At 69.1% G+C, this 15,387-nt stretch carries 12 protein-coding genes; 3 read left to right on the top strand and 9 right to left on the bottom strand.

What is annotated here, in order from left to right; genetic code table 11:
* Positions 1 to 60: 60 nt before the first annotated feature.
* On the bottom strand, positions 61 to 627 hold the full coding sequence (gene efp, locus D1793_RS07805) for an elongation factor P (protein ID WP_119021657.1): 567 nt from the start codon (positions 625 to 627) through the stop codon (positions 61 to 63).
* Between the two features lie 115 nt (positions 628 to 742).
* Here efp and epmB point away from each other — a divergent pair, with 115 nt between their 5' ends.
* Positions 743 to 1,777: an EF-P beta-lysylation protein EpmB gene (epmB, locus tag D1793_RS07810; protein ID WP_119021658.1), complete on the top strand. Its 1,035-nt coding sequence runs from the start codon at positions 743 to 745 to the stop codon at positions 1,775 to 1,777.
* A gap of 142 nt (positions 1,778 to 1,919) precedes the next feature.
* On the opposite strand, the gene leuA is transcribed toward epmB, so the two are convergent.
* The 7 genes from leuA to pgi all read right to left on the bottom strand — a co-directional run bounded on the left by leuA (position 1,920) and on the right by pgi (position 12,699).
* Positions 1,920 to 3,635: a 2-isopropylmalate synthase gene (leuA, locus tag D1793_RS07815; protein WP_119021659.1), complete on the bottom strand. Its 1,716-nt coding sequence runs from the start codon at positions 3,633 to 3,635 to the stop codon at positions 1,920 to 1,922.
* 358 nt (positions 3,636 to 3,993) lie between these two features.
* Entirely contained in the window at positions 3,994 to 4,827 is an 834-nt protein-coding gene (locus D1793_RS07820) for an ion transporter (protein WP_119023619.1), read from the bottom strand.
* A 5-nt stretch (positions 4,828 to 4,832) separates the two neighbouring features.
* On the bottom strand, positions 4,833 to 6,053 hold the full coding sequence (serB, locus tag D1793_RS07825) for a phosphoserine phosphatase SerB (protein ID WP_119021660.1): 1,221 nt from the start codon (positions 6,051 to 6,053) through the stop codon (positions 4,833 to 4,835).
* A 57-nt stretch (positions 6,054 to 6,110) separates the two neighbouring features.
* The gene (parC, locus tag D1793_RS07830; RefSeq protein ID WP_119021661.1) at positions 6,111 to 8,372 is read right to left on the bottom strand and encodes a DNA topoisomerase IV subunit A; all 2,262 of its coding nucleotides are present in this window, start codon (positions 8,370 to 8,372) and stop codon (positions 6,111 to 6,113) included.
* A 91-nt stretch (positions 8,373 to 8,463) separates the two neighbouring features.
* Positions 8,464 to 10,344 carry a DNA topoisomerase IV subunit B gene (parE, locus tag D1793_RS07835; protein WP_119021662.1) on the bottom strand — a complete coding sequence of 627 codons (1,881 nt, stop codon included), beginning with the start codon at positions 10,342 to 10,344 and terminating at the stop codon, positions 8,464 to 8,466.
* The gene (locus tag D1793_RS07840; RefSeq protein WP_119021663.1) at positions 10,341 to 10,988 is read right to left on the bottom strand and encodes a YqiA/YcfP family alpha/beta fold hydrolase; all 648 of its coding nucleotides are present in this window, start codon (positions 10,986 to 10,988) and stop codon (positions 10,341 to 10,343) included. Before D1793_RS07840 ends, parE begins: the two co-directional genes overlap by 4 nt.
* A gap of 28 nt (positions 10,989 to 11,016) precedes the next feature.
* Positions 11,017 to 12,699, bottom strand: coding sequence for a glucose-6-phosphate isomerase (gene pgi, locus D1793_RS07845; RefSeq protein ID WP_110069312.1), 1,683 nt, complete (start codon positions 12,697 to 12,699; stop codon positions 11,017 to 11,019).
* A gap of 85 nt (positions 12,700 to 12,784) precedes the next feature.
* Between pgi and cmoA the strand changes: the two genes are divergently transcribed.
* Positions 12,785 to 13,552 carry a carboxy-S-adenosyl-L-methionine synthase CmoA gene (gene cmoA / locus D1793_RS07850; protein ID WP_119021664.1) on the top strand — a complete coding sequence of 256 codons (768 nt, stop codon included), beginning with the start codon at positions 12,785 to 12,787 and terminating at the stop codon, positions 13,550 to 13,552.
* A gap of 2 nt (positions 13,553 to 13,554) precedes the next feature.
* On the top strand, positions 13,555 to 14,547 hold the full coding sequence (gene cmoB, locus D1793_RS07855; RefSeq protein ID WP_119021665.1) for a tRNA 5-methoxyuridine(34)/uridine 5-oxyacetic acid(34) synthase CmoB: 993 nt from the start codon (positions 13,555 to 13,557) through the stop codon (positions 14,545 to 14,547).
* Here cmoB and D1793_RS07860 read toward each other — a convergent pair.
* On the bottom strand, positions 14,544 to 15,218 hold the full coding sequence (locus D1793_RS07860) for a zinc metallopeptidase (RefSeq protein ID WP_119021666.1): 675 nt from the start codon (positions 15,216 to 15,218) through the stop codon (positions 14,544 to 14,546). The genes cmoB and D1793_RS07860 overlap by 4 nt on opposite strands.
* Positions 15,219 to 15,387 lie beyond the last annotated feature (169 nt).

Here is a 15,387-nt window from a genome sequence, read left to right on the forward strand (position 1 = left end):
CCCTGGCAAAAGACCCTCTCTACGACCTGTCCCCGGCGCCGCTGGCTGAGGAGTCTTTCCTCAGGCGCGGGAGACGTAGTCGCCGCTGCGCGTATCCACCTTGAGGATCTCGCCCTGGTTGATGAAGAGCGGCACGCGGACCACGGCGCCGGAGGAGAGGGTCGCCGGCTTGGAACCGCCCTGGGCGGTGTCACCCTTGAGGCCCGGGTCGGTCTCGAGCACCTCGAGCTCGATGAAGTTCGGCGGGGTCACGCTGATGGCGTTGTCGTTCCACAGGGTCACGGTGTAGACCACCTGCTCCTTGAGCCACTTGATGGTGTCGCCCAGGGCCTTCTTCTCCACCGCGTACTGCTCGAAGGAGCCGTCGGTCTTCATGAAGTGCCACATCTCACCGTCGGTGTAGAGGTACTCCATGTCGAGGTCCATGACGTCGGCGCCCTCGAGGGACTCGCCGGACTTGAAGGTGCGCTCCCAGACGCGGCCGGTGATCAGGTTGCGCAGCTTGACGCGGTTGAACGCCTGCCCCTTGCCCGGCTTCACGAACTCGTTCTCGACGATCGCGCAGGGATCGCCGTCCAGCATCACCTTCAGACCGCCCTTGAATTCGTTGGTAGAATAGTTCGCCATCTTCTCTCACCCATGTTCGAGCGCGCCCCCGGAACCCGGCGGCGCGCTGGGAAACGACTTTCGACGAGGCGACGCTTCCAGGAGCCCGCCTCGCCCGCATTGACTGGTGTGCCGCATGATAACCCGAAGCCCCGCCCTTTTGCAGCGTCACGACGAGGCCGAGCCGCTGGCACCGCCGCCCGCCTGGCAGGCGCAGCTGGCGGGCGCCATTCGCGACCCCGCCGAGCTCTGCCGGCGCCTGGGGCTCGACGCAGCCTGGCGGCCCGGCGCCGAGGCGGGTCATGCCCTCTTCGAGGTGCGCGTGCCCGAGGCCTTCCTGTCGCGCATGCGCCCGGGCGACCCGCACGACCCCCTGCTGCGCCAGGTGCTGCCGCTGGGCGAGGAGACCGCGCCGGCACCCGGCTTCGTGGCCGACCCCCTCGAAGAGGCGGCCCACACCCCGGCCCGCGGGCTGATCCACAAGTACGCCGGCCGGGTGCTCCTGATCGCAAGCCCCGCCTGCGCGGTCAACTGCCGCTACTGCTTCCGCCGCCACTTTCCCTACGGCGAGAACGCGCCCTCCCGGGCTCAGTGGGAGACCAGCCTCGACCATCTGAGACACGACCCCACGATCATCGAGGCGATCCTCTCCGGCGGCGACCCCCTGGCGGCCAGCGACCGCCAGCTCGCCTGGCTGGTCGAGCGCCTGGACGCCATTCCCCACCTCAGGCGGCTACGCATTCACACCCGCCTGCCGGTGGTGATTCCCGACCGCGTCGACGCCGCCCTGCTCGACTGGCTCGGCAAGACCCGCATGCAGAAGGTGATCGTGCTGCATATCAACCACGCCCAGGAGATCGACGACGCCGTGATCGACGCCTGCGCCCGGCTCAAGACGGCAGGGGCCACCCTGCTCAACCAGAGTGTGCTGCTGCGCGGGGTCAATGACTCGGTGGACGCCCTGGCCGAGCTCTCCGAGCGGCTCTTCGAGGCCGGGGTGCTGCCCTACTACCTCCACGTGCTCGACCCGGTGGCCGGCGCGGCCCACTTCGACGTGCCAGACGACCAGGCCCGCGAACTGGTCGCGGGCCTGAGGGAGGTGCTGCCGGGGTTCCTGGTGCCGAGGCTGGTCAGGGAGATCCCCGGCGAAGGAAGCAAGACGCCACTATAGCTACAAGGAGCAAGCACCAAGACAAGCGGCGCCGGGGACAGGCCGAAGCGGGGGTCCTATGCCAGGGATGGCATCGGTAGCGCCCAGGGACGGGTTCACAGCGCCCCCGCATAGGCCTGTCGCCGGATCAGCCGCGACGCTGCTACTTGGCCACCGCCAGTGACTCGGCGGTCACGTTGGCCGCCGGGGCCTGGGTGGAGACATGGCGGTTGATGGCGCTCATCACCGCCTTCATGGAGGCGCTGGTGATGCTCTCGTCGGTGCCGACGCCGAACACCGCCTTGCCGTCGATGCGCACCTCCACATAGGCGATCGCCTCGGCGTCGGCGCCCTGGCCGCGGGAGTGCTCGTGGTAGTCGATGATCTCCACATCGTGGCCGGCAGCGTCCAGCGCCTTGATGTAGGCGGCCAGCGGGCCGTTACCCTCGCCCCTGATGGTACGCCGCTCGCCGCGCTCCTCGATGGTTGCCTCCAGGGTCACCCGGGGGCTATCCGCCTCGGAGGAGAGGCGATGGCTGACCAGGCCGAAGGGCGTGGTCTGGGCCAGGTACTCGTCAGCGAAGGCCTGGTAGATCATCTGTGAGGTGATCTCCTTGCCCGTGCGGTCGGCCACCTCCTGCACCACCTGGCTGAACTCGATGGAGAGGCGACGCGGCAGCTCGATGCCGTGCTCCTGCTCGAGCAGGTAGGAGACCCCGCCCTTGCCGGACTGGCTGTTGACGCGGATCACCGCTTCGTAGCTGCGGCCCACGTCCAGCGGGTCGATGGGCAGGTAGGGCACCTCCCAGACGGCGTCGGGATTGGCGCGGCGCTCCGCCATGCCCTTCTTGATGGCGTCCTGGTGGGAGCCGGAGAAGGCGGTGAAGACCAGGTCACCCACGTAGGGGTGGCGCGGATGCACCGGCAGCTGGTTGCAGTACTCCACCTCGCGCATGATCGGCGTGATGTTGGAGAAGTCGAGGCCCGGGTGCACGCCCTGGGTGTACATGTTCATGGCCAGGGTGACGATATCGACGTTGCCGGTGCGCTCGCCGTTGCCGAACAGGGTGCCCTCGACGCGGTCGGCGCCCGCCATCAGGGTCAGCTCGGCGGCGGCCACGCCGGTGCCGCGGTCGTTGTGCGGGTGCACGCTGACGATCAGGGCATCGCGGTTCTTCACGTGGCGACAGAACCACTCCACCTGGTCGGCGTAGTTGTTGGGCGATGCCGCCTCCACGGTGGCCGGCAGGTTGACGATCATCGGCTTCTCGACGGTGGCGCCGTAGGCCTCCATCACCGCCTCGACCACCTCCTTGGCGAAGTCCATCTCGCTGGTGGTGAAGAGCTCCGGCGAGTACTGGAAGGTCCAGTTCGTCTCCGGCGCCTCCGCCATGCGCTGCCGGATGAGGGTGGTGGCGTCCACGGCGATGCCGATGCACTCCTCCTTCGTCACGTTGAACACCACGCGGCGGAAGACCGGGTCGGTGGCGTTGTAGACGTGGACGATGGCGTTCTTGGCGCCCTTGAGGGACTCGAAGGTGCGGTCGATCAGGTGGTCGCGGGCCTGGGTCAGCACCTGGATGGTGACGTCGTCGGGAATCCGGTTGCCCTCGATCAGCGAGCGCACGAAGTCGAAGTCGGTCTGGGAGGCCGAGGGGAAGCCCACCTCGATCTCCTTGAAGCCGATCCTCACCAGCAGGTCGAAGAAGCGCTGCTTGCGCTCCTGGTCCATGGGGTCGATCAGCGACTGGTTGCCGTCGCGCAGGTCGACGCTGGTCCAGATCGGCGGCTGCTCGATGCGACGGCTGGGCCACTGGCGATCCGGCAGGTCCACGGCGACGAAGGGGCGATACTTGGAGGCGGGGTTGTCGAGCATCATGGTGGCGTTCTCCCTGGGCGACGGTGCGGCTGAATCAGTGGGCGGTGCGGAAACGATAACGCCCCGACGGGCAATGGCCAGTCGGGGCGTCGGGACTCGCTTTGCACATGATCGCACAGACGGCAGCCACTTGGCTGACGCAGGCGACACGATGGGCATGGATGGGGCAATTCATGGGGGCAGACATGGTACAACCTCGTTTTGACCGGACTCCAGACGATGCACAGGGGGCATCGCCGCTCGCTGTTCAGGCGCGGGCTAGTAGTCGTAGGTCAAGGTCGTACGCAGTCATGTTCATGCCCCTAGAGAATCAAGGTTGAGACCCGTTGTCAACTTTCCATGTACGGTGCCTGCCGGCTTAACGCCGCTGACGTTCCAGCAGCGCCTCCATCCGCGACAGCTGGGCGCGCAGTTCGCGCACGTCGTCGCGCAGGCCGTGCAGCTCCGCGGCCTCCCCCTCCCCGGTCTCCAGCTCGATGGCCAGGCTCTCCTTCTGCATCACGTCGAGCACGATGCCGATCATCATGTTCAGGAAGATGAAGGCGTTGAGGAAGATGAAGGTCAGAAAGTAGATCCAGGCGTAGGGGTAGTGCTCCATGGTCGGGTAGAGCACCGCCGTGGCCCAGCTCTCGAAGGTGGCCACCTGGAAGAGCGTCAGCATGGCCAGCGAGATGTTGCCCCACAGCTTCTCGTCGACGCTGGCGAACAGGAAGCTGCCGATGGCGCCGTAGATGTAGAAGATGATGAACATCAGCAGCGCCACGTAGCCCATGCGCGGGATCGACTTGAAAAGGGCGGCGATCAGCAGGCGCAGCTCGGGGATCATCGAGACCAGGCGCAGCACCCGGAAGATGCGCAGCAGCCGCGCCAGCAGCACCATCTCCGAGTCCTCCATGGGAATCAGGCTGGCGGTGACGATCAGGAAGTCGAAGATGTTCCAGCCCTTGCGGAAGAAGTCCCGCAGGCGCTTCTCCGCGGCCATGCGGATCAGGATCTCCACCAGGAAGAACACCGTGACGCCGACATCGAGCCACAGCATCACCTCCTGGAAGCGGCTGACCTCCTCCTCGTAGGTCTTGGCACCGATCAAGAGCGCCGAGACCACGATGATGGTGATCACCGTGAGCTCGAAGGCCTTGTTCGAGCGCAGCCGCTCGAAGCGGTCGCGCCAGGTATCGAAGGGAGCGCTCACGTCCACTACTCCTCCAGGTCCACCTGGCGATACCCAATCAGGTAGAGCACCGCATCGAGGCCCAGGGTCGAGATCGAGTGGTTTGCCTGGGCGCGGACCAGCGGCTTGGCCCGGAAGGCGATGCCGAGGCCGGCGGCGGCCAGCATCTTGAGGTCGTTGGCCCCGTCGCCCACGGCGATGGTCTGCTCCAGGGTCAGCCCCTCACGGGCGGCGATCTCGCGCAGCAGCTCCGCCTTGCGGTCGGCGTCGAGGATCGGCTCGCGCACCTCGCCAGTGACCTTGCCGTTCTCGATCAAAAGCTCGTTGGCGTGGACCTCGTCGAAGCCGAGCTTCTGCTGCAGGTGGCGGGCGAAGTAGGTGAAGCCCCCGGAGAGGATCGCCGTGCGATACCCCAGGCGCTTGAGCTGGGCCATCAGCCGCTCCACGCCGTCCATCAGCGGCAGCGTCTCGGCGATCTCGGCCAGCACCGACTCGTCGAGGCCCTTGAGCTTGGCCATGCGCTCGCGGAAGCTCTGCTGGAAGTCGAGCTCGCCGCGCATGGCGCGCTCGGTCACCTCGGCCACCTCGTCATAGACGCCGTGGCGGCGCGCCAGCTCGTCGATCACCTCGGCCTGGATCAGGGTGGAGTCCATGTCGAAGCAGACCAGGCGGCGATGCCGGCGCCAGATGGAGTCCTCCTGGATGGCGATGTCGACGCCGTGCATGGCGCCGAGCGCCAGCGCCTTCTCGCGCAGGGCGTCGAGGTCGACCTCCTCGCCGCGCAGCCAGCACTCCACGCAGGCCCCCTGGATGGCATCGCGCTCGCCGGGGACGCCGCCGTCCAGGGGCTCGCGGCCAGAGAGGCGGTGGATCAGCTCCACGGTGAGGCCGTGCTCGGCGGTGAGCGCCCCGACCTCCGCCAGGATGCCGGCGGGCAGGTGGGGCGCCAGCAGGGTCAGGATCAGCCGCGGCTGGCTGGCCTGCACGCTCCAGCGCTGGTACTCCTCGGCGCTGACCTGGATCGCCTGGACGTCGAGGCCCAGCAGATCGCCGGCGGCGGCCAGCGCCCCTTCGAGATCGGCCTCATGCTCGAGGCCCACCAGCGCCTCGAGGGAGAGCATGCCGAAGGTCACGCTCTGGTTGATGTCCAAAAGGCGCGCGCCGCTTGCGGCCAGCGCCTTGCCCAGTCCGGCCAGCTGGCCCGGCCGCGCCGCGCCGGTGGCGCGAATCAGTACTCGTCGTGTCATGGTTGCCTCAAGAGCTCTCTCGGTCCGCGGCGGGCCCGGCGCCGCGGTCTCATCGTGTCAGGTGTCGACGCTCATCGCTTCCAGCCGATCGACCTTCTGCAGGCCGCGGGGCAGCTTGCTGCCGCGCCGGCCGCGTTCGCCGCGATAATACGCGAGATCGTCGGGCTTGAGGGTGAGGTGACGCTTGCCGGCATGCACCACCAGGCTGGCGCCGGCCGCCAGCACCACCAGATCGCGCACGAACTCCTCGCGCCGCGCCGCCCGGGCCCCGGGGATATCGATCATCTTGTTGCCCTTGCCCTTGGCCATCTCGGGCAGCTGCTCGAGGGGGAAGAGCAGAAGACGCCCCTCGTTGGAGACCGCCGCCACCATAGCGCCCTCGTCCGGCGGCACCGCCACCGGCGGCAGCACGTTGCACCCCTTGGGCACCGAGAGCACCGCCTTGCCGGACTTGTTCTTGCCGACCAGCGCCTCGAGCGGCGCCACGAAGCCGTAGCCGCCGTCGGAGGCGAGCAGGAAGCGCGAGGTGGGCGGGGCCAGCATGACGCCGGCCATATGGGCGCCGGCCACCACGTTGACGCGGCTGGTGACCGGCTCGCCCTGGCCGCGGGCGCTGGGCAGGTTGTGGGCGGCCAGGGTATAGGCACGGCCGGTGTCGTCGAGCAGCACCAGCGGCTGGTTGGTCTTGCCCCGGGCGGCCAGGGCGAAGCGGTCGCCGGCCTTGTAGGAGAGCCCCGCCGGGTCGATCTCGTGGCCGCGGGCCGCGCGGATCCAGCCCTTCTCGGAGAGCACCACGGTGACGGGGTCGGCCCCCACCAGCTCCACCTCGGAGAGGGCGCGGGCCTCCTCGCGTTCGACGATGGGCGAGCGGCGCTCGTCGCCATGGGCCTCGGCGGCGGCGCGCAGCTCCTCCTCGATCAGATCGGTGAGCTTGGCCTCGTTGCCGAGCAGTTCCTGCAGGCGCTGGCGCTCCGCCTCGAGCTCCTCCTGCTCGCCGCGGATCTTCATCTCCTCGAGCTTGGCGAGGTGGCGCAGGCGCAGCTCCAGGATCGCCTCGGCCTGGCGATCGGAGAGCCCGAAGGCCTCCATCAGGGCGGGCTTGGGCTCGTCCTCCTCGCGGATGATGCGGATCACCTCGTCGATGTTGAGGTAGGCGATCAAGAGGCCCTCGAGCAGGTGCAGGCGATCCTCCACCTTGCCCAGGCGGTGCTCCAGGCGGCGACGCACGGTGGAGCGCCGGAAGCGCAGCCACTCGCCGAGCAGGTCGGGCAGCGGCATCACCCGCGGCCGGCCGTCCAGGCCGATCACGTTCATGTTGACGCGGATGTTCTTCTCGAGATCGGTGGTGGCGAAGAGGTGCGCCATCAGCGCCTCGATGTCGACGCGGTTGGAGCGCGGCTCGATCACCAGACGGGTGGGCTCCTCGTGGGTCGACTCGTCGCGCAGGTCGGCCACCATGGGCAGCTTCTTGGCCTGCATCTGGGCGGCGATCTGCTCGAGGATCTTGGCCCCGCTCACCTGGTAGGGCAGCGCGGTGACCACGATGCTGCCCTCCTCCATGACGTAGCGGGCGCGCAGCTTCACCGAACCGCGGCCGCTCTCGTAGAGCTTTCGCAGGTCGGCGCGCGGCGTGATGATCTCCGCCGCGGTGGGGAAGTCCGGGGCCGGCAGGTGCTGGAGCAGGTCCGCCGTGGTGGCCTCGGGGTGGCGCAGCAGGTGGCAGGTCGCCTCGACCACCTCGTTCACGTTGTGGGGCGGGATGTCGGTGGCCATGCCCACGGCGATGCCGGTGCCGCCGTTGAGCAGCACGTGGGGCAGGCGCGCCGGCAGCACCACCGGTTCGTTCATGGTGCCGTCGAAGTTGGGGGTCCAGTCCACGGTGCCCTGGCCCAGCTCGGCCAGCAGCACCTCCGCGAACTTCGAGAGCCGCGCCTCGGTGTAGCGCATGGCGGCAAACGACTTGGGATCGTCGGGGCTGCCCCAGTTGCCCTGGCCGTCCACCAGCGGGTAGCGGTAGCTGAAGGGCTGGGCCATCAGCACCATCGCCTCGTAGCAGGCGCTGTCGCCGTGGGGGTGGAACTTGCCGAGCACGTCGCCGACGGTCCGCGCCGACTTCTTGTACTTGGCGTTGGCATTCAGCGAAAGCTCGCGCATGGCGTAGACGATGCGCCGCTGCACCGGCTTCATGCCGTCGCCGATATGGGGCAGCGCCCGGTCGAGGATGACGTACATCGAGTAGTCGAGGTACGCCTTCTCGGTGTATTCGCGCAGCGAGAGGCGCTCGACGTCGCCCTCCGCCACCTGGATATCCATGGTCATACGGTATGCCCCTGGTCAGGGTGTCCAAAATCGTTGGCTGTCTTGCCTCGCGGCGGATCCGGCGACAGGCCTTGGCGCTTCAAGCTCGACGCTACACTTCGATATCCGCCAAGTTGCCGTAGTCCTCGAGCCAGCTCTTGCGGTCGGCGGCACGTTTCTTGGCCAGCAGCATGTCCATCATCTCCATGGTGCCGTCGCCCACTTCGCGGGTGAGCTGCACCAGGCGGCGGGTCTCCACCGCCATGGTGGTCTCGCGCAGCTGCAGCGGGCTCATCTCGCCCAGGCCCTTGAAGCGCTGCACGTTCACGGTGCCGCGCTTGCCCTCGAGCTTGCGCAGGATCGCCGCCTTCTCGCTCTCGTCCAGGGCGTAGAAGACCTCCTTGCCGAGATCGATGCGGTAGAGCGGCGGCATCGCCACATAGACGTGGCCGGCATCCACCAGCGCCGGGAAGTGGCGCACGAAGAGCGCACACAGCAGGGTGGCGATATGCAGGCCGTCGGAGTCGGCGTCGGCGAGGATGCAGATCTTGTGGTAGCGCAGCTTGGAGAGGTCGTCGCTTGCCGGGTCCATGCCGATGGCCACGGCGATGTCGTGGACCTCCTGGGAACCGTAGATGTCATGGGACTCCACCTCCCAGGTGTTCAATATCTTGCCGCGCAGGGGCAGGATCGCCTGGCTCTCGCGGTTGCGCGCCTGCTTGGCGCTGCCGCCGGCGGAGTCCCCCTCCACCAGGAAGAGCTCGCTCATGGCCGGGTCCTGGCCGGAGCAGTCGGCCAGCTTGCCGGGCAGCGCGGGGCCGGAGGTGACCTTCTTGCGCGCCACCTTCTTGGCGCTCTTCTGGCGACGCTGGGCGGCGCTGATGACGAGCTCGGCCAGCGCCTCGGCCTGGTCCACGTGGTGGTTGAGCCACAGCGAGAAGGCATCCTTGACCACGCCGGAGACGAAGCCCGCCACGGTGCGCGAGGAGAGCCGCTCCTTGGTCTGGCCGGCGAACTGGGGATCGAGCATCTTCACCGAGAGCACGTAGGCGACCCGCTCCCAGAGGTCCTCGGCGGTGAGCTTGACGCCGCGGGGCAGGAGGCTTCTGTACTCGCAGAACTCGCGCAGCGCCTCGAGCAGGCCGGCGCGCAGGCCGTTGACGTGGGTGCCGCCCTGGGGCGTGGGGATCAGGTTGACGTAGCTCTCCAGCAGCGGCTCGCCCCCCTCGGGGAGCCACTGGATCGCCCAGTCCACCGCCTGCTCGTCGTCGGCGAAGTGGCCGACGAAGGGCGACTGGGGCAGCACCTCATAGCCATCGGTGGCCTGGGCCAGGTAGTCGCGCAGGCCATCCTCGTACTGCCACTCGCTCTGGGTGCCGTCCGCCTCCATCAGGGTGACCTTCAGCCCCGGGCAGAGCACCGCCTTGGCCCGCAGCAGGTGCTTGAGCCGCCCCACCGCCAGGCGCGGGCTGTCGAAGTAGCTCGCCTCGGGCCAGAAGCGCAGCACCGTGCCGGTGTTGCGCTTGCCGACGCTGCCGATCACCGAGAGGTGCGAGGCGGGCTCGCCGTGCTCGAAGGCGATGGCGTGGCGGCCGCCGTCGCGCAGCACCTCCACCTCGAGGCGCCGCGAGAGGGCATTGACCACCGAGACGCCGACGCCGTGCAGGCCGCCGGAGAACTTGTAGCTGGCGTTGGAGAACTTGCCGCCGGCGTGGAGCCGGGTGAGGATCAGCTCCACCCCGGAGACGCCATGCTCCGGGTGGATGTCGATGGGCATGCCGCGACCGTCGTCGGCCACCTCGATGCCGCCATCCTCGAAGAGCCGCACGGTGATCGTCGAGGCGTGGCCCGCCAGCGCCTCGTCGACGCTGTTGTCGACCACCTCCTGGACGAGGTGATTGGGGCGACTGGTGTCGGTGTACATGCCCGGGCGCTTGCGCACCGGCTCCAGGCCGGAAAGCACCTCGATCGAGCTGGCACTGTATTGCGTCATGGGTCGTCCGGTTCCTTGTGTGATCGTGGCTGCCAAGCGGGCGACAGGGCGTGGCCGCCGTGGGCCAGCAGCGCCGGCAGATGCCGGGCCAGCACCGCGAAGCCGTGGTCGGCCCCCGGGTGCAGCAGGGTTCGCGCATCGCGATAGAGGGCGAAGGCGTCCGCCGGCTCGAGCACCTCGTCGGCGGTGCCCAGCAGCAGCAGGTAGCGCTCCGGAGCCGTGATCCGCTCCGGCGTCAGCGCGGCCAGCTCCGCCAGGTGCACCTCCCCTACGGTGAAGCGCTCACCGCTGTAGTCGTTGACGAAGACCTCGTCGACCCAGTCGGCCACCAGCCGGGCCGGCGCCACCGCCGGATTGATCAGCGCGGCGCGCAGGCCGTGGCGCTCGGCCAGGCAGGTGGCCAGGAAGCCCCCCATGGAGCTGCCCGCCACCAGCGGCGCGGGGCCGAGCTCGGCGAGCCGGGCCTCGGCCAGCGCCAGTGCCTCGACGGGCCGATGCGGCAACTGTGGCGTCACGCAGGGCAGGCCCAGGTGGGCGCACGCCTCGCGCACCCACACCGCCTTGGGCGAACCAGTGCCGCTGTTGAAGCCGTGCAGGTAGAGCACCCCGCTGGCCGGCGCCGGCTGGCAGGGGTCGCTCAGCATAGCGCAACTGCTGTACGAACAGCCAGTATCACGTGGCGACCTTGCCGTTGCTGTCGGCCGCCCAGGCCGCCTCGATCAGCGCGCGCGTGGAGGCATCCATCGCCTCGGCCCCCTGGCGCTCCTCGAGGATGCGCTGGGTCTCGCCGGCGATCTGCTTGCCCAGCTCCACCCCCCACTGGTCGAAGGGGTTGATGCCCCAGATCGTCGCCTGGACGTAGACCTTGTGCTCGTAGAGGGCGATCAGGGCGCCCAGGGTGGCCGGGGTCAGCTCGTCGAGCAGCAGCGTCGTGGAGGGCTGGTTGCCGCGATAGCGCTTGTGCCCGGGGCGCTCTCCCGGCTCGTCGATGGCATCGTCGCCCAGCGCCAGCAGCCGCGACTGGGCGAAGCAGTTGGCCAGGGTCAGGCGGTGCTGGCCCTTGAGGTGCCGGCGGGTGGCGTCGTCGGTCACCTCGTCGTAGCGCCGCAGCGGCGCGATGAAGTCGCACTCCACCGCCTGGGTGCCCTGGTGCAGCAGCTGGTAGAAGGCGTGCTGGGCGTTGGGCCCGAGCTGGCCCCACAGCACCGGGCAGGTGGAGTAGTCCACCTCGCGCCCCTCGGCGGTCACCGACTTGCCGTTGGACTCCATCTCGAGCTGCTCGAGGTAGGCGGCGAAGTACTCCAGGCGTCCGTCGTAGGGCAGGATGGAGTGGGCGCGGATATCCAGGAAGTTGACGTTCCAGATCCCCGCCAGGGCCAGCAGCACCGGCAGGTTGTCGGAAGGTGCCGCGGTGCGGAAGTGCTCGTCCAGGGCGTGGGCCCCGGCCAGCAGCTCGCGGAAGCGCGGCATGCCCACCACCAGGGCGATGGGCAGGCCGATGCCGCCCCACAGCGAGTAGCGCCCGCCGACCCACTCCCAGAACTCGAGCTGGTGCGCGGGGGCGATGCCCCACTCGGCCATCTTCTCGGGACTCGCCGAGACGCCGATGAAGTGCTGGCGCATCACCAGCTCGGCGTCGACGCCCTCCTCCCCTTCCAGGCGGGACATCAGCCAGTCCCGGGCGGTGCGGGCATTGGAGAGGGTATCGATGGTGGTGAAGGACTTCGAGGAGAGCACGAAGAGGGTGGTCTCGGGGTCGAGGCGCGCCAGGCAGTCGGCGAGCTGGGAGCCGTCCATGGTGGAGGCGAAATGCACCCCCACCCGGTGCACGTCGCGCAGCCGGTAGTCGGAGAGCGCGTGGGTCACCATCAGCGGGCCCAGGTCCGAGCCACCGACGCCGAGGTTGACCACGTCGCGGATGGCCCTGCCGGTGGCGCCACGCCACTGGCCGGTATGGAAGCGCTCCACCATGGTCTCCATGCGGTCGAGGGTGCGGTGCACCCCGGGCACCAGGTCCTCGCCCTCCACCACCAGCGAGGCGTCCTGTGGCAGGCGCAGAGCGGTGTGCAGGGCCGGGCGGTCCTCGCTGAGGTTGACCCGCTCGCCCCCCAGCAGCCGCTGGATCGCCCCGGGGACATCCGCCTGCTCGGCCAGGGCCAGCAGGCGTGTCAGGGTCTCCGCGGACCAGCGCTGCTTGGAGAGGTCCAGGGTGAGGCCGGCGGCACTGCGGGTGAAGCGCAGGTGGCGGCTCGGCTCGGCCTCGAACAGGTCACGCAGGTGGCGCTCTCGCATCGTCCCGGCGTGGCTCGCCAGGTCGCGCCAGGCGCTGCGCTGATCGATCGGCTGGGTGGGCATGATTTCCTCCTTGACGTCCTGTCGTGCAGACGGGGCGGCCGAGGCGTAGAATGTCGGCCTTTCCCGCATGATTCCGGCTTGGCCCATGAGTGACGCATCTTACCGTGACGCGATCTTTTCGACACCCCTGGACCGGGTCGCGCGCTTCTCCTTCGATGAACGGGTGGTCGCCTGTTTTCCGGACATGATCCGCCGCTCGGTGCCGGGCTACGGACAGATCCTGGGGATGCTGGGGCTGATCGCCCGCCGCCACCTGCGCCATGGCGCCCGGGTCTATGACCTGGGCTGCTCGCTGGGCGCCGGCGGCCTGGCCCTGGCCGGTCAGCTCGCCCCGGAGGCCTTCCGCTACACGGGCGTGGACCTCTCCCCGGCCATGGTCGCCCGCGCCCGGGAGACCCTGGCCGCCGAGTGCCCCGACCACGCCATAGAGGTGATCGAGGGCGACATCCGCACCCTCGACTACGCCCCCGCCGGCATGATCGTGCTCAACTTCACGCTGCAGTTCCTGCCCCCGGCGGATCGCGAGGCGGTGATGGCACGGCTCTTCGAGGCCCTCGAGCCCGGTGGCGTGCTGGTGCTCTCGGAGAAGATCCGCGCCGAGGACGAGCAGGAGAACGCCTGGCTGGTGGAGCGCTACCACGACTTCAAGCGCGCCAACGGCTACAGCGATCTGGAGATCAGCCAGAAGCGCACCGCGCTCGAGAACGTGCTGGTGCCGGACACCCTGGACGCCCACCACGCCCGCCTGGCCGACGCCGGCTTCGCCCGCAGCCACACCTGGTTCCAGCTCCTCAACTTCGCTTCGCTGGTCGCTTTCAAGGACGCCGACGCCCCGGCGCCCCGGGAGGGCTGAGCGTGCCGATCCCCCCCGAACACCGCGACCTCTACCGGGTCTTCCTCGACCAGGGCCTCGACACCTGGCTGGCCCGGCTGCCCGAGCAGCTCGCCGCCGGGCTCGATCGGAAGCGCTACGGCGACCTGCCCGCCTGGGAGAAGGCGGTGGCCAAGCTGCCGGCGCTGCCCGAGGCTCGCGACGTCCGGTTGGACGTCGATACCGTAACGGTGGATTGCCCCCTCGACGACAGCCGGCGGCGCCAGTGCGAGAACCTGCTGCGCAAGCTCGCGCCGTGGCGCAAGGGCCCCTACCGGCTCGCCGACATTCACATCGACACCGAGTGGCGCTCCGACTGGAAGTGGCAGCGAGTCTCCCCCCACCTGGCTCCGCTGACCGGCAGGCGGGTGCTCGACGTGGGCGGCGGCAGCGGCTACCACGCCTGGCGCATGGCCGGCGCCGGTGCCGCCTTCGTGCTGGTGATCGACCCCTCGCCGCGCTTCTATTACCAGTTCCAGGCGCTGCGTCACTTCGTCGGCGATGCCGACGGCGGCCGCACCCTCTTCCTGCCGGTGGGCATCGAGGACGTGCCCGAACGGCTCGAGTTCTTCGACACGGTGTTCTCCATGGGCGTGCTCTACCACCGCCCTTCCCCGCTGGAGCATCTGCTGCAGCTGAAGGACGCCCTGCGCCCCGGCGGTGAGCTGGTGCTGGAGACACTGGTGGTGGAAGGCGACGCCACCACGGTGCTGCTGCCGGGCGAGCGCTACGCCGCCATGCCCAACGTCTACTTCCTGCCGTCATCCGCCGCGCTCTGCCAGTGGCTCGAGCGCTGCGGCTTTACCGACGTGCGGGTGGTGGACGAGGCGGTGACGACCACGGACGAGCAGCGCGCCACCGAGTGGATGACCTTCCAGTCGCTCGCCGATTTCCTCGACCCCGAGGACCCGGCGAAGACTCGGGAGGGCTACCCCGCCCCGCGCCGCGCCGTGGTCATGGCCAACCGGCCCCGCTAGCGCCTAAGGATCACCAGCCAGCGCCCCAGGTTGAGGATGCTGGCCAACGAGGCCGCCACGTAGGTGAAGGCGCAGGCGGTGAGCACGTGGCGGGCACCGGGCATGTCGTAGGGGGGGATGTACTCCTTGAGCAGCGGCAGGGCCCGCTGGAAGCTGGCGTCGAACTCCACCGGCAGGGTCACCAGATGCACCATCGCCGCGGTGCCGAAGCTGATCACCGCCGCGGCCACCACGATGGCAAGGCCCCCCGGCAGGCGCGTCAGCAGGAACAGCAGCGGGGCCGCCATCATCAGCACCGCACCGAGCTTCTCGGCCTTCTGGGCCACCGCCACCAGCCGCGAACGGGCCAGCAGCGGCGCATAGCCCTGATGGTGCTGGATGGCATGACCCACCTCGTGGGCCGCCACCGTCACCGCGGTAAGCGAGCGCCCGCCATAGACCTCCGGCGAGAGCCGCACCCGGCGCGCCTCGGGGTCGTAGTGGTCGCCCTGCTCGGTGAGCTCCACCTTGACCCCCTCTATGCCCAGCCGGCGCAGCAGGTGGTCGGCCAGCTCCGCCCCGGTGCCGGGATAGTCGTCGCGGCCACGGGCGTGACGCTTGATGACCCACTGGGCCCAGAGGTTGGGCAGCAGGAAGATGGCCAGCAGCAGGGCAATGGCGAGAACGATCATCGAGGAGTGGCTCCGGGTCGCTATGCTGGATATCGCAGCTTGCTCGGGGCTGTTCCGTCGACAAGCCTGCGAGGAGGCGCCATGAACCCCTCCCTGGGGGCTACCTAGACCATCCCTGGTCCACGGACCTCCTCTTCGGCTTGTCCCCGGCGCCCCTCGTCAACGAACG

Source organism: Halomonas sp. JS92-SW72, from assembly GCF_003547075.1.
GTDB lineage: Bacteria > Pseudomonadota > Gammaproteobacteria > Pseudomonadales > Halomonadaceae > Halomonas > Halomonas alkalicola.

Bases quoted from the DNA above. Each gene is read 5' to 3' on its own strand.
- parE (WP_119021662.1), bottom strand. From the start codon at position 10,344: ATGACGCAATACAGTGCCAGCTCGATCGAGGTGCTTTCCGGCCTGGAG.
- serB (WP_119021660.1), bottom strand. From the start codon at position 6,053: ATGACACGACGAGTACTGATTCGCGCCACCGGCGCGGCGCGGCCGGGC.
- leuA (WP_119021659.1), bottom strand. From the start codon at position 3,635: ATGATGCTCGACAACCCCGCCTCCAAGTATCGCCCCTTCGTCGCCGTG.
- epmB (WP_119021658.1), top strand. From the start codon at position 743: ATGATAACCCGAAGCCCCGCCCTTTTGCAGCGTCACGACGAGGCCGAG.
- D1793_RS07840 (WP_119021663.1), bottom strand. From the start codon at position 10,988: ATGCTGAGCGACCCCTGCCAGCCGGCGCCGGCCAGCGGGGTGCTCTAC.
- cmoA (WP_119021664.1), top strand. From the start codon at position 12,785: ATGAGTGACGCATCTTACCGTGACGCGATCTTTTCGACACCCCTGGAC.
- parC (WP_119021661.1), bottom strand. From the start codon at position 8,372: ATGACCATGGATATCCAGGTGGCGGAGGGCGACGTCGAGCGCCTCTCG.
- D1793_RS07860 (WP_119021666.1), bottom strand. From the start codon at position 15,218: ATGATCGTTCTCGCCATTGCCCTGCTGCTGGCCATCTTCCTGCTGCCC.
- pgi (WP_110069312.1), bottom strand. From the start codon at position 12,699: ATGCCCACCCAGCCGATCGATCAGCGCAGCGCCTGGCGCGACCTGGCG.
- efp (WP_119021657.1), bottom strand. From the start codon at position 627: ATGGCGAACTATTCTACCAACGAATTCAAGGGCGGTCTGAAGGTGATG.